17 protein-coding genes and 1 tRNA gene are annotated in these 16,870 nt (G+C 65.9%); 11 read left to right on the top strand and 7 right to left on the bottom strand.

What is annotated here, in order from left to right; all coding sequences use genetic code 11:
- Positions 1–97: 97 nt before the first annotated feature.
- Together hisB and hisH are read left to right on the top strand one after the other, a co-directional pair.
- A complete protein-coding gene (gene hisB, locus C4S70_RS16595; RefSeq protein ID WP_104009222.1) occupies positions 98–685 on the top strand; it encodes an imidazoleglycerol-phosphate dehydratase HisB in 588 nt (195 codons plus the stop codon).
- Positions 686–689: 4 nt separating this feature from the next.
- A complete protein-coding gene (hisH, locus tag C4S70_RS16590) occupies positions 690–1,328 on the top strand; it encodes an imidazole glycerol phosphate synthase subunit HisH (protein WP_104009221.1) in 639 nt (212 codons plus the stop codon).
- A 3-nt stretch (positions 1,329–1,331) separates the two neighbouring features.
- On the opposite strand, the gene C4S70_RS16585 is transcribed toward hisH, so the two are convergent.
- Complete coding sequence (locus C4S70_RS16585; RefSeq protein WP_160114902.1) at positions 1,332–1,745, bottom strand: DUF2147 domain-containing protein; 414 nt, start codon at positions 1,743–1,745, stop codon at positions 1,332–1,334.
- 98 nt (positions 1,746–1,843) lie between these two features.
- Complete coding sequence (locus C4S70_RS16580; RefSeq protein WP_104009219.1) at positions 1,844–2,245, bottom strand: DUF2147 domain-containing protein; 402 nt, start codon at positions 2,243–2,245, stop codon at positions 1,844–1,846.
- 135 nt (positions 2,246–2,380) lie between these two features.
- On the opposite strand from C4S70_RS16580, the gene hisA reads away from it, so the two are divergent.
- The 7 genes from hisA to arsJ all read left to right on the top strand — a co-directional run bounded on the left by hisA (position 2,381) and on the right by arsJ (position 8,979).
- Positions 2,381–3,100, top strand: a complete 720-nt coding sequence (gene hisA, locus C4S70_RS16575) for a 1-(5-phosphoribosyl)-5-[(5-phosphoribosylamino)methylideneamino]imidazole-4-carboxamide isomerase (RefSeq protein ID WP_104009218.1) — start codon at positions 2,381–2,383, stop codon at positions 3,098–3,100.
- 102 nt (positions 3,101–3,202) lie between these two features.
- The gene (gene hisF / locus C4S70_RS16570; RefSeq protein ID WP_104009217.1) at positions 3,203–3,964 is read left to right on the top strand and encodes an imidazole glycerol phosphate synthase subunit HisF; all 762 of its coding nucleotides are present in this window, start codon (positions 3,203–3,205) and stop codon (positions 3,962–3,964) included.
- On the top strand, positions 3,961–4,272 hold the full coding sequence (locus tag C4S70_RS16565) for a phosphoribosyl-ATP diphosphatase (RefSeq protein ID WP_104009216.1): 312 nt from the start codon (positions 3,961–3,963) through the stop codon (positions 4,270–4,272). The genes hisF and C4S70_RS16565 overlap by 4 nt, the downstream gene beginning before the upstream one ends.
- Positions 4,273–4,360: 88 nt before the next feature.
- Positions 4,361–6,169 carry an ABC transporter transmembrane domain-containing protein gene (locus tag C4S70_RS16560; RefSeq protein ID WP_104009215.1) on the top strand — a complete coding sequence of 603 codons (1,809 nt, stop codon included), beginning with the start codon at positions 4,361–4,363 and terminating at the stop codon, positions 6,167–6,169.
- A gap of 66 nt (positions 6,170–6,235) precedes the next feature.
- Positions 6,236–6,309 (top strand) — tRNA-Gly (locus C4S70_RS16555).
- Between the two features lie 341 nt (positions 6,310–6,650).
- The gene (locus tag C4S70_RS16550; RefSeq protein WP_104009214.1) at positions 6,651–7,649 is read left to right on the top strand and encodes an ArsJ-associated glyceraldehyde-3-phosphate dehydrogenase; all 999 of its coding nucleotides are present in this window, start codon (positions 6,651–6,653) and stop codon (positions 7,647–7,649) included.
- Between the two features lie 58 nt (positions 7,650–7,707).
- Positions 7,708–8,979, top strand: coding sequence for an organoarsenical effux MFS transporter ArsJ (gene arsJ, locus C4S70_RS16545; RefSeq protein ID WP_104009233.1), 1,272 nt, complete (start codon positions 7,708–7,710; stop codon positions 8,977–8,979).
- Here arsJ and C4S70_RS16540 read toward each other — a convergent pair.
- The 5 genes from C4S70_RS16540 to C4S70_RS16520 all read right to left on the bottom strand — a co-directional run bounded on the left by C4S70_RS16540 (position 8,949) and on the right by C4S70_RS16520 (position 14,274).
- Positions 8,949–10,259 (bottom strand): NAD(P)/FAD-dependent oxidoreductase, encoded by a 1,311-nt coding sequence (locus C4S70_RS16540; RefSeq protein ID WP_104009213.1) that lies wholly within the window; start codon positions 10,257–10,259, stop codon positions 8,949–8,951. The two genes, arsJ and C4S70_RS16540, sit on opposite strands and share 31 nt — an antisense overlap.
- Positions 10,256–11,074 carry an ABC transporter permease gene (locus C4S70_RS16535; RefSeq protein WP_104009212.1) on the bottom strand — a complete coding sequence of 273 codons (819 nt, stop codon included), beginning with the start codon at positions 11,072–11,074 and terminating at the stop codon, positions 10,256–10,258. Before C4S70_RS16535 ends, C4S70_RS16540 begins: the two co-directional genes overlap by 4 nt.
- Positions 11,071–11,961: an ABC transporter permease subunit gene (locus tag C4S70_RS16530; protein ID WP_104009211.1), complete on the bottom strand. Its 891-nt coding sequence runs from the start codon at positions 11,959–11,961 to the stop codon at positions 11,071–11,073. The genes C4S70_RS16535 and C4S70_RS16530 overlap by 4 nt, the downstream gene beginning before the upstream one ends.
- Complete coding sequence (locus C4S70_RS16525) at positions 11,961–13,088, bottom strand: ABC transporter ATP-binding protein (RefSeq protein WP_104009210.1); 1,128 nt, start codon at positions 13,086–13,088, stop codon at positions 11,961–11,963. Before C4S70_RS16525 ends, C4S70_RS16530 begins: the two co-directional genes overlap by 1 nt.
- Positions 13,089–13,188: 100 nt before the next feature.
- Complete coding sequence (locus C4S70_RS16520; RefSeq protein WP_104009209.1) at positions 13,189–14,274, bottom strand: polyamine ABC transporter substrate-binding protein; 1,086 nt, start codon at positions 14,272–14,274, stop codon at positions 13,189–13,191.
- A gap of 143 nt (positions 14,275–14,417) precedes the next feature.
- Between C4S70_RS16520 and C4S70_RS16515 the strand changes: the two genes are divergently transcribed.
- Together C4S70_RS16515 and C4S70_RS16510 are read left to right on the top strand one after the other, a co-directional pair.
- Entirely contained in the window at positions 14,418–15,107 is a 690-nt protein-coding gene (locus C4S70_RS16515; protein WP_235003864.1) for a GntR family transcriptional regulator, read from the top strand.
- A 70-nt stretch (positions 15,108–15,177) separates the two neighbouring features.
- Positions 15,178–16,575 carry an aspartate aminotransferase family protein gene (locus C4S70_RS16510; RefSeq protein ID WP_104009207.1) on the top strand — a complete coding sequence of 466 codons (1,398 nt, stop codon included), beginning with the start codon at positions 15,178–15,180 and terminating at the stop codon, positions 16,573–16,575.
- Positions 16,576–16,870: the final 295 nt, after the last annotated feature.

The raw sequence follows: 16,870 nt of genomic DNA, 5'->3' as shown, positions 1-16,870 counted from the left end.
CGGCGGCGGCGGCGCAATCCCCGGACGGGTGCGCCAGTCTCTTGGCCTGCCCGACCTGTCCGCCTATAAGGGCCGGGCAGGACAGAGGATTTCGACCATGCGCACAGCGACGGTGACCCGAAAGACCGCCGAGACCGAGATCTCGGTCACGATCGACCTCGACGGCACGGGCCGGTATGACAACCAGACGGGGGTGGGGTTCTTCGACCACATGCTGGATCAGCTGGCGCGGCATTCGCTGATCGACATGGAAATCCGCGCCAAGGGCGATCTGCATATCGACGATCACCACACGGTCGAGGATACCGGCATCGCGCTGGGCAGGGCGCTGGCGCAGGCGCTGGGCGACAAGACCGGCATCCGCCGCTACGGGTCATGCCTGCTTCCGATGGACGATGCGCTGGTGCGGGCGGCGCTGGACCTGTCAGGGCGGCCCTATCTGGTGTGGAACGTGGATCTGCCGACGCCCAAGATCGGTACCTTCGACACCGAACTGGTGCGCGAATTCTTCACCGCCTTCAGCACCAATGGCGGCATCACCCTGCATGTGGACCGGCTGCACGGCTTCAACAGCCACCACATCGCCGAGGCCGCGTTCAAGGCCGTGGCGCGCGCCCTGCGCGAAGCGGTCGAGACCGACCCGCGCAAGGCCGACGCGGTGCCATCCACCAAGGGCGCGCTGTGATCCCATGCTGACCGCGATCATCGACTACGAAAGCGGCAATCTGCACTCCGCCGAAAAGGCGTTCCAGCGGATGGCGAAGGAAACCGGCGCGGGCACGGTCGTCGTGACCGCCGATGCCGACGTGGTGGCCCGCGCCGACCGTATCGTGCTGCCGGGCGACGGGGCGTTTCCGGCCTGCGCGGCGGCGCTGCGGGGGCAGTCGGGCCTTTACGACGCGATGCGCGAGGCGGTCGAGCAGAAAGGCCGGCCGTTTCTCGGCATCTGCGTCGGCATGCAGCTCATGGCTACATGGGGCCGGGAATACGAGGATACGCCGGGTCTGGGGTGGATCGGCGGCGAGGTCGTGCGGATCGAGCCCTCCGACCCGTCGCTCAAGGTGCCGCACATGGGCTGGAACGATCTGGTGATCGACCACGACCACCCGGTGTTCGACGGCATCAGGACCGGCGACCACGCCTATTTCGTCCATTCCTACCAGTTCCGGGTGGACGATCCGGCAGAACGGCTGGCGCATGTGGATTACGGCGGCGACGTGACGGCGGTCGTTGGGCGCGACACCATGGTCGGCACCCAGTTCCACCCCGAGAAGAGCCAGAAGACCGGCCTGCGGCTTATCGCCAATTTTCTGAACTGGACCCCCTGACGCCTACCAGACCCGCGCCCAGTCCTGCGACTTGCAGACCGGCCCGATGCAGCCCCCGACCCTGATGTGCCGGCGGCTTTCCAATGATATCCGGCCCTTCAGGGTCTTCCGGTATAGCGGCACATAGGCCCAGCCGCGCCATTCGTTCGCCCCCTCGGGGCGCATGTCCCAGAGGATCCGCACGCCCAGGTTTCGGGTGTGGACCAGCCGGTCCTCCTGGTCATAGGTTCGTGCGATGACTCCGCAGACGCCGGCATCTGGTCCGGCGCAGGGCTTCACCTCGATATGCGCATAAATCCCCTTGCCGTCGGGCGGAGTCGCCCATGTTCCGGTCAGGGGATCGGTCGCCCTCGCCCCCGTCGCGAAGCCGACGAGGGCAATGGCCAGAACGGCAAAAAAGCTTTCGGGACTTCGCATGACCCCTCTCCCGCACGCCCGGCACCTTGGCGCGCCGGACATTCACGGACAGGCTATCCCGCCTCTGTCATGCTGGTCAAATCAGCGCCTCTGCGATGCTACTTGACCCGCGTCCAGTCCTGTCCACGGCAGATCAGACCGCCCATGACACATCCCTTCACGGTCAGCGTGCCGCCATTCAGTCGCATCTTCGAGCTGTAGGTCTTGTCCGAATCCGGCGCCCAGATCTTGCCCCCCGCATAATGGCCCTCGCCATCGGGCTTCATGTCCCAGATCATGCGCTTGCCCAGATGTTCGTAGCCCGGGTCGTGTTTGCCCGTCTTGTCAAAGGCCGTGTCGATCTTGCCGCAGATCGCGCCGCCGCATTCCTGGATCCGAACAAAAAGGTATCCGCCTTCCTCGCCTTCGGCCGTCTTCCAGATACCCTCGACCGGATCCGCCGCCACGGCCGCCGTTCCCATGCCCAGCCCCAGCGCGAAGCCGAGAAGAAATTTCCGCATGAATGAGCCTCCCTTTTCCTGCGCACACTGTGACGCAGGCTGGGCGGGACAGGCAAGCCTGACCGAAGGGCCGCATTGCATTTTCCCGCCTTGCCCGGCATTACCCCGCCGACAGAGCAAGAAAAGGCCGCAACCATGATCCTTTACCCCGCCATCGATCTCAAGGACGGACAGGCCGTGCGGCTCCTGCGCGGCGAAATGGACAAGGCAACCGTTTTCAACGACGACCCCGCCGCCCAGGCCCGCGCCTTCGTTCAGGCGGGGTGCGAATGGCTGCACCTGGTGGATCTCAACGGCGCCTTCGCTGGCGAACCCGTGAACGCGGCGGCCGTCGAATCGATCCTCGCCGCGATCGACATCCCCGCCCAGCTGGGGGGCGGCATCCGCGACATGGCCACGATCGAAACCTGGCTCGACAAGGGCCTCGCCCGCGTCATTCTCGGCACGGTGGCGGTGGAAAACCCCGACCTCGTCCGCCAAGCCGCCCGAGCCTTTCCGGGCCGGGTGGCGGTCGGCATCGACGCCCGCGACGGCCGCGTCGCCACCCGCGGCTGGGCCGAGGAAACGGACGTGGACGCCACCGACCTCGCCCGCTCCTTCGAGGACGCGGGCGTTGCCGCCATCATCTACACCGACATCAACCGCGACGGCGCCATGGCCGGCCCCAATGTCGAGGCCACCGCCGCCCTGGCCCGCGCCGTCTCGATCCCGGTGATCGCCTCGGGCGGGGTGTCCAGGCTCGCCGACCTGATCGCCCTGCGCGACACCGGCGTGATCGCCGGTGCGATCTCGGGCCGTGCCCTCTACGACGGCGCCATCGACCTGCGCGAAGCGCTCGCCGCCCTGCGCGCCTGATGCTTCTTTCTGGTCGCAAATACCCCGGGGGAGTCCGCGCCTGCGCGGACGGGGGCAGCGCCCCCTCTTTCCCCGCCCGCCATTCCGCGCCTATATAGCCCCATGCTCAAGACCCGCATCATCCCCTGCCTCGACGTCGCCGACGGGCGCGTCGTCAAGGGCGTAAACTTCGTCGACCTGGTGGATGCCGGCGACCCGGTGGAATCGGCCCGCGCCTATGACGCGGCCGGCGCCGACGAGCTGTGCTTTCTCGACATCCACGCCACCCATGAAAACCGCGGCACCATGTATGACGTGGTGCGACGCACCGCCGAACAGTGCTACATCCCGCTGACCGTGGGCGGCGGCGTGCGCAGCCACGAAGATGTGCGGGATCTGTTGCTGGCGGGCGCCGACAAGGTCAGCTTCAACTCGGCCGCCGTCGCCAACCCCGACGTGGTGGCCGAGGCCGCCGACCGCTTCGGCAGCCAGTGCATCGTCTGCGCCATCGACGCCAAGACTGTCGAACCAGGCCGCTGGGAGATCTTCACCCATGGCGGCCGCCGCCCCACCGGCATCGACGCGGTGGAATTCGCGATCACCGTGACCGAAAAGGGCGCGGGAGAGATCCTGCTGACTTCCATGGACCGCGATGGCACGCGGGCGGGGTTCAACCTCGCGCTCACCCGCGCCATCGCCGACGCGGTGGACGTGCCGGTGATTGCCAGCGGCGGTGTGGGCACCCTGCAGCACCTCGTCGACGGGGTGATCGAGGGGCACGCCAGCGCGGTGCTGGCGGCCTCGATCTTCCATTTCGGCGACTATACCATCCGCGAGGCCAAGGAATACATGGCCGCCGCCGGCATCCCCATGAGGCTGGAATGAACGCATTGGAAATCCTGGCCGCCACCATCGAGGCGCGCAAATCCGCCGACCCCGACAGCAGCTGGACCGCCCGGCTGCTGGCCCGCGGCCCCGAGAAATGCGCCGAGAAGTTCGGAGAGGAAGCAGTCGAGGCCATCGTCGAGGCGGTGAAAGGCGACCGCGACCGGCTGACGGCCGAGGCCGCCGACGTGCTCTTTCACCTGCTGGTGATGCTGGCTGCGCGTGACGTGAGCCTGAGCGACGTGCTGGCGGAGCTGGCCCGCCGCGAAGGCACCTCCGGCATCGCCGAAAAGGCGGCGCGAAAGTAACCGGCGTTTGGCCGCGGCATTCGCCGCCGCCAGGTCGCCATGAAACCGGTCGCCACGCGCGGCCCACGCAACGGATCGAGGACGGGACATGGCAAGATCCCCGCAAGCGGGCGTGACACCGGGTTCGACGGAAGAGCGCGAAGCATCGAAACGGGTCGGCAGCCTGGCCGCGCTCTGGCCGTTCCTGCGGCCCTACAAGGGGCTGATGGCGGGGGCGGGCGCGGCGCTGGTGCTGACGGCGATGACCTCGCTCAGCCTGCCGCTGGCGGTGCGCCGGGTGGTGGACAATTTCCGCGTCGATGACGAGGGGATGCTGGAGCAGTATTTCCTCGGCGCGCTCGCGTTGGCGGCGATTCTGGCGGTCGGAACGGGCGTGCGCTATGCGCTGGTGACCAAGCTGGGCGAACGGGTGGTGGCCGACATCCGCAAGGCCGTGTTCGACCGCATGATCGGCATGAGCCCCGCCTTTTTCGAGAAGATCATGACCGGCGAGGTGCTCAGCCGGATCACCACGGACACCACGCTGATTCAGTCGGTGCTGGGTTCGTCGGCCTCGGTGGCGCTGCGCAACACCCTGCTGTTTATCGGCTCGCTGGCCCTGATGCTGCTGACCTCGGCCAAGCTGACGGGGATGGTGCTGCTGATCGTGCCGGTGGTGATCGTGCCGATCCTGGTGCTGGGCCGGCGCCTGCGCGCGGTCAGCCGCGAGAATCAGGACTGGATTGCGGCCTCTTCGGGCAATGCGGGCGAGGCGCTGGGCGCGGCGCAGACGGTGCAGGCCTTTACCAACGAGGACGCGGCGCGCGCCGATTTCGCACGGATCACGGAAACCTCCTATGACGTGTCGCTGGCGCGGATCCAGGTGCGGGCGCTGCTGACCGTGATCGTGATCTTTCTGGTCTTTACCGGTGTCGTCGGCGTGCTGTGGATGGGAGCAAATGACGTCCGCGCGGGCACCATGACCGAAGGCGAGCTGGTGCAGTTCGTGATCTATTCGGTGATCATGGCCGGTTCCGTCGGCGCGCTATCCGAGATTTGGGGCGAATTGCAGCGCGCGGCCGGCGCGACCGAGCGGCTCGTGGAACTGCTGCAGGCCGAGGACACGGTGAACGATCCCGCCAATCCGGTGACACTGCCGCGGCCGGTGCGCGGCGAGATCGCCTTTGACCATGTGACCTTCCGCTATCCGCAGCGGCCCGATGCGCCGGCGCTGGATGACGTGTCGCTGACCGTGACGCCGGGCGAAACGGTGGCCTTTGTCGGGCCGTCGGGGGCGGGCAAGACCACCATCTTCCAATTGCTGCAGCGGTTCTACGACCCCGATCAGGGGCGGGTGACGCTGGACGGTCTGGATCTGCGGAGCCTGTCGCGACGGGATTTTCGGGCCGAGATGGCGATGGTGCCGCAGGATCCTGTGATCTTTGCGACATCGGCGCGCGAAAACATCCGCTTTGGCCGCCCCGATGCAACGGACGCCGAGGTGGAGGCCGCCGCCCGCGCGGCCGCCGCGCATGACTTCATCGAGGCGTTGCCGCAGGGCTATGACAGCTACCTCGGCGAACGCGGGGTGATGTTGTCGGGCGGGCAGCGCCAGCGCATCGCCATCGCCCGCGCGATCCTGCGCGACGCGCCGGTTCTCCTGCTGGACGAGGCCACCAGCGCGCTGGATGCCGAGAGCGAACTGGCGGTTCAGAGAGCCGTGGACGCGCTGCGGCAGGGGCGCACGACCTTGATCGTGGCGCACCGGCTGGCGACCGTGAAGAAGGCCGACCGGATCGTGGTGATGGATGCGGGGCGCATCGTGGCCTCGGGCAACCATGACGAACTGGTCCGGCAGGACGGGCTCTATGCCCGGCTGGCGCGGTTGCAGTTCACCGACGGGGTTGCCGCGGAATAGGGCGCGGGCCGTGCCAGATCGCGCTTGACGACGCGGGCGGCTTGAAATAACCAGCGAAGACCCTGAGCGGGTATAGCTTAATGGTAAAGCCCCTGCCTTCCAAGCAGGTGATGTCGGTTCGATTCCGTCTACCCGCTCCAGATTTCTTTTGTGGTTTGAAACGGTCCTGTCGAGCGGGGGCTTGCGATCCCGGGTGGCGGTATTCCGCATGCGGGGCGGTGTGAGGGGGCGCTGCCCCCGTCGCCCTGTGGGCGACTCCCCCGGGATATTTCCAGCAAGAGGAAGGGGCGGTGGCGCCGACGGAACGGGAGGCGCGTCGCGTGGTGGCGGATTTTCGTGGAAACGTTACAAAGACCGATTATCCGGGGTGAATGAATGAAGGGGTTCGGAGCCGTCGTTCCCGCATCTGCCATCCCGCGCGCCGGGCGGGGGTGGATTTGCCGCTTTGCGACGATGAGATTGTCACCGAGGAGACGTCCGCATGACCGTCTATGCCATCAACGGCCTTGGCCGTATGGGCAAGCTTGCCTTGCGCCCGCTGCTGGAACGCGGCGCGCAGGTTGCTTTTGTCAACGATGCCGTCGGCGATCCGGCGATGCACGCGCATCTGCTGGAGTTCGACACCGTGCATGGCCGCTGGCCGGCGCGGTTTTCCCATGATGAGGGCAGTATCACGATCGACGGGGTTCGGATCCCGGTGACCCGGACGCGGCGGCTGGAAGAATTGCCGCTGCAGGGGGTGGACGTGATGATCGACTGCACCGGCGCCTTAAAGACCGAGGCCAGGCTTGCGCCCTATTTCGCGGCCGGTGTCAGGAAGGTGGTGGTGTCGGCCCCGGTCAAGGACGGGGATGCGGCGAACATCGTGATGGGGGTGAACGAGGGCATCTATGACCCCGCCCGGCACCGGATCGCGACGGCGGCGAGCTGCACCACCAACTGTCTGGCCCCGGTGGTCAAGGTCATTCACGAGAGCCTGCGCATCCGCCACGGCAGCATGACAACGATTCATGACGTGACCAATACCCAGACCATCGTGGATCGTCCGGCCAAGGATCTGCGGCGGGCGCGGTCGGCGCTGAATTCGCTGATCCCCACGACCACGGGCAGCGCCACGGCGATCACGCTGATCTATCCCGAGCTGAAGGGCAAGCTGAACGGCCATGCCGTGCGGGTGCCGCTGCTCAATGCCTCGCTGACCGATTGCGTGTTCGAGGTCGAGCGCGAAACCACGGTCGAAGAGGTGAATGCGCTGTTCCGAGAAGCGGCCGAGGGACCGTTGAACGGCATTCTGGGCTATGAGGAGCGCCCGCTGGTGTCGGCCGATTACGTCAACGACACGCGGTCTTCGATCGTGGATGCGCCTTCGACAATGGTGGTCAACGGCACGCAGGTGAAGGTCTATGCCTGGTATGACAACGAGATGGGCTATGCCCACCGGCTGGTGGACGTGGCGCTGATGGTGGGCGGGTCGCTGTGATGCGGCGCGCTTGGCCGGGTCGCGGCTGCGTGCCGCCGGGGCAGGGGGGACGGACGAGATGACCGGCCGGCATCCGGGCCTGCGGGCCTATGTGGCCGTGACGGCGGCCTACTGGGCTTTCATGCTGACTGACGGCGCATTGCGGATGCTGGTGCTGCTGCACTTTCACACGCTGGGCTTCACTCCGGTGCAGCTGGCCTATCTGTTCATCCTCTACGAGGTCGCCGGCATCGTCACCAACCTGTCGGCGGGCTGGATCGCCGCGCGGCTCGGCCTGGCCACGACGTTATATGCCGGGCTGGCGCTGCAGGTCGGGGCGCTCGTGGCGCTGGCGCAGCTCGATCCCGCCTGGGCCGTGGGGGTGTCGGTCGCATATGTGATGGCGGTTCAGGGGCTGTCGGGCGTGGCCAAGGATCTGGCCAAGATGAGCAGCAAATCCGCCGTCAAGCTGCTGGCGCCCAAGGAAGGCGACGGCCTGTTCCGGTGGGTTGCGGCGCTGACCGGGTCGAAGAACGCGGTCAAGGGGCTGGGGTTCCTGCTGGGCGCGGGGCTTTTGGCGGTGGCGGGGTTCGTGCCGTCGGTGCTGGGCATGGCGGCGGTGCTGGGGGCGATTCTGGTCGCGGCGATGCGGTGGATGCCCGCCGGCCTGCCGCAGGGCCGCAAGGGCGCGCGGTTCCACGAGGTGTTTTCGAAGACCCGCAACATCAACTGGCTGAGCTTTGCCCGCGTGTTTCTGTTCGGCGCGCGGGACGTATGGTTCGTGGTCGGCATTCCGGTCTACTTCACCTCGGTCCTGTCGGACGGGTCCGAGGCGGGCAACAGGCTGGCGTTCTTTCTGGTCGGCGGGTTCATGGCCGTGTGGATCATCCTTTACGGCGCGGTGCAGGCCGGCGCGCCCCGACTGCTGCGGGCAAAGGACCGGCCCGAACCCGAACTGGTGGCCGAGGCGCGCCGCTGGGCCGGGCGGCTGGCGGTGGTGCCGGGCGTTCTGGCGCTGCTGGCGTGGTGGGCCGGTGCGCCGACGGCGTGGTTGACGGTGGCGCTGGTGGCGGGGCTTTTGCTGTTCGGGTTTCTCTTCGCGGTGAACTCGTCACTGCATTCGTTCCTGATCCTTGCCTTTGCGCAGGATGCGCGCGTGACGATGGATGTGGGGTTCTACTACATGGCCAATGCGGCGGGGCGGCTGCTGGGCACTCTGCTGTCGGGGCTGAGCTATCAGGCGGGCGGCTTGCCTCTGTGTCTGGGCGTGGCGGCGTGGATGGTGCTGCTCAGCCGGTTCGGCGCCGGGCGGCTGGAGCTTCAGAGGTCGGCCAGCGCCAGCAGTCCGTAGACCGGCCACATCAGCGCCCGGCGCGCGCGGCCCAGCGGGAATCGCGCCATCGGGTCGCGCATCGGCGCGGGCCAGGGCAGGTCGGGCCAGCGCCCCAGCGCCAGGTCGGCCAGCAGGCGCCCCGAATAGCTGCCCATCGCCACGCCGTTGCCGTGATAGGCCAGGCCCGCGAACAGCCCCGGCCGGTCCGGCACGGGGCCGACAAAGGGGGTGCGGTTCCAGGCCAGGCAGACCATGCCCGACCACATGTGATCGGCCTCGACCCCGCGCCATGCGGGGAACATCGCGTCGAAATGCCGGCGCAGGCGGCGGCGGATGCGGGGTTCGGCCCGGGGGCCGGAGATCAGCCCGCCGCGCATCCCGAACAGGAAACGCCGATCGGGCATCAGGCGAAAGTAATGCAGCAGATTGCGCGAATCGAACGCCATCTGGTCGGTGGCCCAGCCCTGCGCGTCCAGTTCCGATCGCGTCAGCGGCCGGGTCACCATCACCGTCGATTGCGCCGGCATGTAGCGCCCGGCGAGCCAGCCCGGCATGTCCTCGCTGGAATAGCCGTTGGTGGCGATCAGCACGGCATCGGCCCGCACGGACGCCGCCCCCGCCCGCAGCCGCCAGCCGGAGGCGCCGCGTTCCAGCCTCTCTACCGGGCTTTGCTGATACAGGCGTGCGCCAGCCTCTTCGGCGGCGCGGGCGAGGCCAAAGAGGTATTTGCGCGGGTTCAGCCCGAACCCCACCGGATAGGTGATCGCGCCGTGAAAGGGCCCGCCGAACCCCTGCGCGGCCAGTTGGTCGGGCGGGGTCAGGACGCCTTCGTCCGCCTCGGCCTGCGCGACCATGCGCGCATAGGCGCGGCGGTTATGGGCCAGTTGCGTTTCGCCCCGGGAATGGGTGTCGGCGTCGATCCGGTGCCGCTCCAGCAGGCGCGCGACCAGGTTGACCGCTTCGACCTCGGCGCCCCGAAAGGCATCCTTTTCCGCCGCGCCGTAGCGGCTGATGAGCGCGGCGTCGGAGATCTTCGCTCCGCCCACGCAGCAGAAGCCACCATTGCGGCCCGAGGCGCCCCAGCCGGGCTTCATCGCTTCGAACAGGGCGACCGAAGCCCCTGCCTCGGCCAGGTGCAGCGCCGCCGAAACCCCGGTGAAGCCGCCGCCGACGACGGCCACGTCCACCGAAATGTCGCCCGCCGCCACCGGCCAGTCCGGGGCGGGGACGGTTTCGTCCCACCAGCAGCCCCGGCGCGGCCCGTCGCCATAGGCATAGGCGGGAAAGATCCGTCTCATGACGCGCGGGCCGCTTCCTGTTCGGCGCGGCGCTGGCGGGCCACGCTGGATTTCGTGATCAGCGATGCCGTGATCACGCCCACGGTCACGATCGCGATCATGATGGTGCTGAGCGCATTGATCTTTGGACTGACCCCCAGCCGCACCGAGGAAAAGATCTTCATCGGCAGGGTGGTGGCTGACGGGCCGGCGGTAAAGGACGCGATCACCAGGTCATCCAGCGACAGCGTAAAGGCCAGAAGCCAGCCCGAGATCACCGCGGGCGCGATGATCGGCAGGGTGACGAGTCGAAATGCCTCGGCCGGGGAACAGCCCAGATCCAGCGCGGCCTCTTCCAGCGACCGGTCGAAGGTGACCAGCCGCGACGACACGACCACCGAAACATAGCACATCGAAAAGGTCGTGTGCGCGAGCACGATGGTGAACACGCCGCGATCCAGCCCGATACCGATGAACAGCAGAAGCAGAGACAGGCCGGTGATCACCTCGGGCATGACCAGCGGCGCGTAGATCATGCCGGAAAACAGGGTCCGCCCGGCGAAGCGCCCGCCGCGCACCATGACATAGGCCGCCATCGTGCCCAGAACCGTCGCCAGCGTGGACGAGAACACCGCCACCTTGAGCGTCACCCAAGCCGCATTCAGAAACGCCTGATCGCGGAACAGCTCGCCATACCATTTGGTCGAGAACCCCGCCCAGACCGTCACAAGCTTGCTTTCGTTGAAGCTGAAGATGATGAGGATCACCATCGGGATGTAGAGGAAGGCAAAGCCCAGCGTCAGCGACACCGTGTTGAACCAGCTCAGGCGATTCATTTCTCGGCCTCCTGCTGCCTTTCCTGGTTCTTCTGGAACAGGACGATCGGCACTACGAGGATCAGCAGCAGCACCACCGCCACGGCGGAGGCAACCGGCCAGTCGCGGTTCGAGAAGAATTCTTCCCACAGCACCTTGCCGATCATCAACGTGCTGGAGCCGCCCAGCAGCGACGGGATCACGAATTCGCCCAGCGCCGGGATGAACACCAGAAAACAGCCCGCGATGATGCCGTTCTTCGACAGCGGCACAGTCACCAGCCAGAAGGCCGAGGCGCGCGAACAGCCCAGATCCTCGGCTGCCTCTATCAGAGAGATGTCCAGCCGGTCGAGCGTGGCATAGATCGGCAGGATCATGAACGGCAGGTAGGTATAGACTATGCCGATATAGACCGCCGTGTTGGTGTTGAGGATCTGCAGGGGGTCGGAAATGACCCCGGTCCACAGCAGGAACTGGTTGAGGAACCCTTCCTGGCTGAGGATCCCCATCCAGGAATAGACCCGGATCAGGAAGCTGGTCCAGAACGGCAGGATCACCAGCATCATCAGGGTGGGGCGCCATTCTTCGGGCGCGCGGGCCATGCCATAGGCGATCGGGTAGGCCACCAGCAGCGTCATCGCGGTGGACGCCAGCGCGATCCACAGGCTGCTGAGATAGGCCTTCCAGTAGAGATCGTCCTGCGTGAGCCAGACGAAGTTCTCGAAATCGAGTTCGGCGAAGAAGTCCCTGATCCCCTGCCAGCCGGCCGAGAGATCCAGCGTCGGCGTATAGGGCGGGATCGCCAGCGCCGTGTCGCTGAGCGAGATCTTCAGCACGATGACGAAGGGCACCAGGAACAGCGCCAGCAGCCACAGATAGGGAACTGCGATGAGGATGAGGCGTCGCATCAGTTTTCCAACAGGACGCCGGCGGTGGCCGTCCAGGACAGCCAGACAGTGTCTTCCCAGGTGAATTGCCGCCGGGCGATGCGGCGCCGGTTCGAGGTCTGCGCCTTGATGATCTGCCCGTCGGCCAGTCGCACGTGATAGGTGGACAGGTTGCCCAGATAGGCGATGTCGTGGACCTTGCCCTGGATCGCGTTGGCCGCATCGGCGGGGCGGTCGGCGGTGATCGCCACCTTTTCGGGCCGGATCGCCAGGTAACAGGTCTGCCCGGCGGCAAGGCGGCGCTCCGATCGCGCGGTCAGGGGCGGCTGGCCCTCGGCCCAGTCGATGCGATAGCTGCCCTCGCCCTGCGGCGTCGCGCGGCCCTCGATGATGTTCACGTCGCCGATGAAGTCCGCGACATAGACGCTGCCCGGTTCCTCGTATATCCTGTCGGGCGTGTCCACCTGCATCAGCCGGCCTTCGTCCATCACCGCGATGCGGCTGGCGACTGTCATCGCCTCTTCCTGATCGTGGGTCACGATCACGAAGGTCGTGCCGGTCTTTTCCTGAATGTCCATCAGCTCGAACTGGGTGTCCTGGCGCAGCTTGGCGTCCAGCGCACCCAGCGGTTCGTCCAGCAGCAGAAGCTTCGGCGCCTTGGCCAGACTGCGGGCCAGCGCCACGCGCTGCCGCTGACCACCCGAGATCTGGTCGGGCTTGCGCCGGGCGAATTTCTCCAGCCGGGTCAGTTTCAGCATCTCCTCGACCCGCGCGGCGATCTCGTCCTTGGGTTTGCGGTCCCGGCGCAGGCCAAAGGCGATGTTGTCCCAAACGGTCAGATGCGGGAACAGGGCGTAGGACTGGAACATCATGTTCACGGCCCGCTTGTTCGGGGGCACATGGGCGATGTCCTGGCCGGCCAGTTCGATGGTGCCGCGGGTGGGTTCCTCGAACCCGGCGAGCATCCGCATCATCGTGGTCTTGCCGCAGCCCGACGGTCCCAGCAGGGCAAAGAATTCGCGTTCGAAAATTTCCAGCGACAGATCGTGGATGGCGGTGAAGTCACCGAATTTCTTGGTGACGTTCCAGAACCGGATCAGGGGCGTGGCCTCTGGATCGTTCCAGGGCTCGAAGGTCGAGGATTGCAAGGCTTGCTGCTCCCTTGGCGAGATCGGCTCGCCGCGATGGTCGTCGGGTGATTGCGCGTGGTCGCGGCCGGGACAGGCGCCCCGGCCGCATGGGGCACCGTCAGGTGCCAGACTTGATCTTGGTCCACATGCGGGTCACGACCCGCTGCACCTTCGCCGGGTAGGGCGTTGTGGTATAGAGGTTCTTCAGCGTCTCTTCGTCAGGATAGATCGCAGGATCCTCGAGGATTTCGGGCAGGACGTATTTCTGCGATTCCTTGTTGCCGTTGGCGTAATAGACGTAGTTCGTCGCCGCGGCGATGTTTTCCGGATCCATGATGAAGTTCAGGAACTTGTGCGCCCCGTCCGGGTTTGGAGCATCGGCCGGAATCGCCATCTGGTCGAACCACATCAGCGCGCCTTCCTTGGGCGCGTGATAGGCGATTTCCACACCGTTGTCGGCCTCGGCCGCGCGGTCGCGGGCCTGCAGGATATCGCCGGACCAGCCAAAGGCCACGCAGATGTCGCCATTGGCCAGCGCGTTGATGTATTCGCTGTTGTGGAACTTCAGCACATAGGGGCGCACCGTCGACAGAACCGGCTCGGCCTTGGCGATGACCTTGGGGTCGTGGCTGTCGGGATCCTCGCCCAGGTATTTCAGCGCGGCCGGGATCATCTCGGTCGGTGCATCCAGGAGATGCACACCGCAACCGGCCAGCTTTTCCATGTTGGACGGCTCGAAGATCAGCGCGAGGCTGTCAATCGGGGCGTCCTCGCCCAGCACTTCCTTGACCTTGCCGATATTCACGCCGATGCCGGTCGTGCCCCACATGTAGTTGATCGAGTATTCGTTGCCCGGGTCATACTTTGCGGTCCGCTCCATGATGACGTCCCACATGTATTTCAGGTTTGGCAGCTTGGACTTGTCCAGCTTCTGGAACGCGCCCGCCTGAATCTGACGCTGCAGGAAGGTGCCCGACGGCACTACCACGTCATAGCCCGAGCCGCCCGCCAGCATCTTGGTCTCCAGAACCTCGTTGCTGTCGAATACGTCGTAGATCAGGTCGATGCCGGTTTCCTTCTCGAACTTCTCCAGCAGCGACTCGTCGATATAGTCCGACCAGTTGTAAACGCGGACCTCTTCGGCCGAGGCCGCGACTCCTCCCAAAGCCACGACGGCGGCAAGCGTGAACGTCTTGATTGTCATGAATGGTCTCCCTGATGCACGGGGGCGAGTTTTCCCCATTTCGGTGATTTGATCAAGTTTTGCTTTTTCGAGTTCTCCCGGATATGGTTGCCAAGCCCTTGCTGTCGGGCAAGCACTTTCATCACCAGTGCGGGGACAAACCTTTGGATTTGATCAAAAATAGGGCGGCCAAGCCGCAAGATTCGGCAGCGGGCGTTCCTGCGCATGAGCAGGTCTATCGCCGTCTGAGGGCACAAATCCTTTTCGGCGAGCTGGCGCCGGGTCAGGCGGTCACCATTCAGGGCCTGACCGAATCGCTTGGCGCCGGCATGACCCCCGTGCGCGAGGCGATCCGCCGGCTGATCTCGGACGGGGCGCTGGTCTTTCAGGGCAACCGGCGGGTGAGCGTTCCGCTGCTGACCCGGGAGGATGTGGAAGAGCTGATTTATGTCCGAAAATCAATCGAATCCGAGCTGACACGGCGGGCAACGCGGCAGATGGACCCGGACACGTTGGCACGGCTGGTCGAGATCGACGGGCATCTCGATGCCGCAATCGAAGCCGGCGATGTCGGGGGGTATCTGGAGCGTAACCACGAATTTCACGAACTGATCTATGCGCGTGCCGGTGCGCCGATCATGACCGATCTGGCAGACCGCCTGTGGCTGCGCTTCGGTCCGTCCTTGCGCGTGGTCTGCGGGCGGTTCGGAACCCAGAACCTGCCGGATCGGCACAAGGACATGCTGCGGGCGCTGGAGGCCGGCGATGCCGAGGCCGCGGCCCATGCGATGGAGCAGGATGTCGAGCAGGGCATGCAGATGGTTGCCGAAGCCCTGGCCGCGCGGCGGTCCTGACAGCGATTCGATTTGACAGGGCAAAATTTGATCATATTCTGCCCCAAGCCGAGATAGCAGGAGTCCACCCATGACTGTCATCACCAACCACATGCCGACGGCCGAGCTTCAGGCGCTGGACGCGGCGCATCACATGCACCCGTTTACCGCCAACGCCGAACTGGCGGCCAAGGGCGCGCGGGTCATCACCGGGGCGAAGGGCGTCTATCTGACCGACAGCGAGGGCGAGCGCATCCTGGATGGCATGGCCGGGCTGTGGTGCGTCAACATCGGCTATGGTCGCGACGAGCTGGCCGAGGTTGCCGTGCGCCAGATGCGCGAGCTGCCCTATTACAACACCTTCTTCCAGACCACGCATGTGCCGGCGATCGCGCTGTCGGCCAAGCTGGCGGAGCTGGCGCCGGGGGATCTGAATCACGTCTTCTACGCCTCGGGCGGGTCCGAGGCGAACGACACGAATATCCGCCTTGTGCGCACTTACTGGGCGGAAAAGGGCAAGCCGTCCAAGAAGATCATCATCAGCCGCAAGAACGCCTATCACGGCTCGACTGTCGGATCGGCGAGCCTTGGGGGCATGGCGGGGATGCACGCGCAGGGCGGGCTGCCGATTCCGGGCATCCACCACATCGACCAGCCGAACTGGTGGGCCGAGGGCGGCGACATGACGCCCGAGGAATTCGGGCTGGAACGCGCCCGCCAGCTGGAGCAGGCGATTCTGGATCTGGGCGAGGACAACGTGGCGGCCTTCATCGCCGAGCCGGTGCAGGGCGCGGGCGGCGTGATCGTGGCGCCGGACAGCTACTGGCCGGAAATCCAGCGGATCTGTGACAAGTATGAGATCCTGCTGATCGCGGACGAGGTGATCTGCGGTTTCGGGCGCACGGGCAACTGGTTCGGCAGCCAGACCATGAACATCCGCCCCGACATCATGACCATCGCCAAGGGGCTGAGCTCGGGTTATCAGCCGATCGGCGGGTCGATCGTCCGCGACGAGGTGGCCGAGGTGATCGGCCGGACCGAGTTCAACCACGGCTATACCTACAGCGCCCACCCCGTGGCGGCGGCCGTGGCGCTGAAGAACCTCGAGATCATAGAGGAGGAGGACTTGATCGGACACGTCCAGAAGGTCGCCGCGCCCTATCTCAAGCAGAAGTGGGAGGCATTGACCGATCATCCGCTGGTGGGTGAGGCACGGATCGTGGGCATGATGGCCTCGATCGCGCTGACGCCGGACAAGGAGGCACGCGCGCCCTTTGCCACGGAGCCCGGCACCGTGGGCTATATCTGCCGCGAACGTTGTTTCGCCAACAACCTGATCATGCGGCATGTCGGTGACCGGATGATCATCGCGCCGCCGCTGGTGATTTCGCCGGAGGAAGTTGACGTGCTGATCGACCGTGCCCGCATCGCTCTTGACGAGACCTTGGATGAGCTGAAGCGGCAGGACATGCTGAAGGCGGCATCCTGAGCGTTCCGGCGGTTTCGCCCGCGGCGGGGCGGGCGGGTGGTTTCGGATCGGCTGTCGCCAATCCGACCGATGCGAGGGGGCGCTGCCCCCTCGCGCTCCCCCGGAGTGCTTCCGGCAAGATGAAGGGGCTCGCAGCATCTTCCTGACCTCGGCGATGGTGCTCCCCGGGGGACACGGAGATCCGTGCTCGCGATTTCGTGGCTAGCAACTGTATTTCTCAGGCGGGTTGAGGAGCCCACTTTCGCCTCATTTTGCACAGAGCGTTTGCAATGGTGACGAGTTTGCGGGCAACCGC

The organism is Jhaorihella thermophila (assembly GCF_900108275.1).
In the GTDB taxonomy this organism is placed as follows: domain Bacteria; phylum Pseudomonadota; class Alphaproteobacteria; order Rhodobacterales; family Rhodobacteraceae; genus Jhaorihella; species Jhaorihella thermophila.
This window is presented reverse-complemented; position numbering and strand designations above follow the sequence as displayed.

Bases quoted from the DNA above. Each gene is read 5' to 3' on its own strand.
- C4S70_RS16560 (WP_104009215.1), top strand. From the start codon at position 4,361: ATGGCAAGATCCCCGCAAGCGGGCGTGACACCGGGTTCGACGGAAGAG.
- hisH (WP_104009221.1), top strand. From the start codon at position 690: ATGCTGACCGCGATCATCGACTACGAAAGCGGCAATCTGCACTCCGCC.
- arsJ (WP_104009233.1), top strand. From the start codon at position 7,708: ATGACCGGCCGGCATCCGGGCCTGCGGGCCTATGTGGCCGTGACGGCG.
- C4S70_RS16550 (WP_104009214.1), top strand. From the start codon at position 6,651: ATGACCGTCTATGCCATCAACGGCCTTGGCCGTATGGGCAAGCTTGCC.
- C4S70_RS16540 (WP_104009213.1), bottom strand. From the start codon at position 10,259: ATGAGACGGATCTTTCCCGCCTATGCCTATGGCGACGGGCCGCGCCGG.
- C4S70_RS16580 (WP_104009219.1), bottom strand. From the start codon at position 2,245: ATGCGGAAATTTCTTCTCGGCTTCGCGCTGGGGCTGGGCATGGGAACG.
- C4S70_RS16565 (WP_104009216.1), top strand. From the start codon at position 3,961: ATGAACGCATTGGAAATCCTGGCCGCCACCATCGAGGCGCGCAAATCC.
- hisA (WP_104009218.1), top strand. From the start codon at position 2,381: ATGATCCTTTACCCCGCCATCGATCTCAAGGACGGACAGGCCGTGCGG.
- C4S70_RS16510 (WP_104009207.1), top strand. From the start codon at position 15,178: ATGACTGTCATCACCAACCACATGCCGACGGCCGAGCTTCAGGCGCTG.
- C4S70_RS16530 (WP_104009211.1), bottom strand. From the start codon at position 11,961: ATGCGACGCCTCATCCTCATCGCAGTTCCCTATCTGTGGCTGCTGGCG.
- hisF (WP_104009217.1), top strand. From the start codon at position 3,203: ATGCTCAAGACCCGCATCATCCCCTGCCTCGACGTCGCCGACGGGCGC.
- C4S70_RS16585 (WP_160114902.1), bottom strand. From the start codon at position 1,745: ATGCGAAGTCCCGAAAGCTTTTTTGCCGTTCTGGCCATTGCCCTCGTC.
- C4S70_RS16535 (WP_104009212.1), bottom strand. From the start codon at position 11,074: ATGAATCGCCTGAGCTGGTTCAACACGGTGTCGCTGACGCTGGGCTTT.
- C4S70_RS16520 (WP_104009209.1), bottom strand. From the start codon at position 14,274: ATGACAATCAAGACGTTCACGCTTGCCGCCGTCGTGGCTTTGGGAGGA.
- hisB (WP_104009222.1), top strand. From the start codon at position 98: ATGCGCACAGCGACGGTGACCCGAAAGACCGCCGAGACCGAGATCTCG.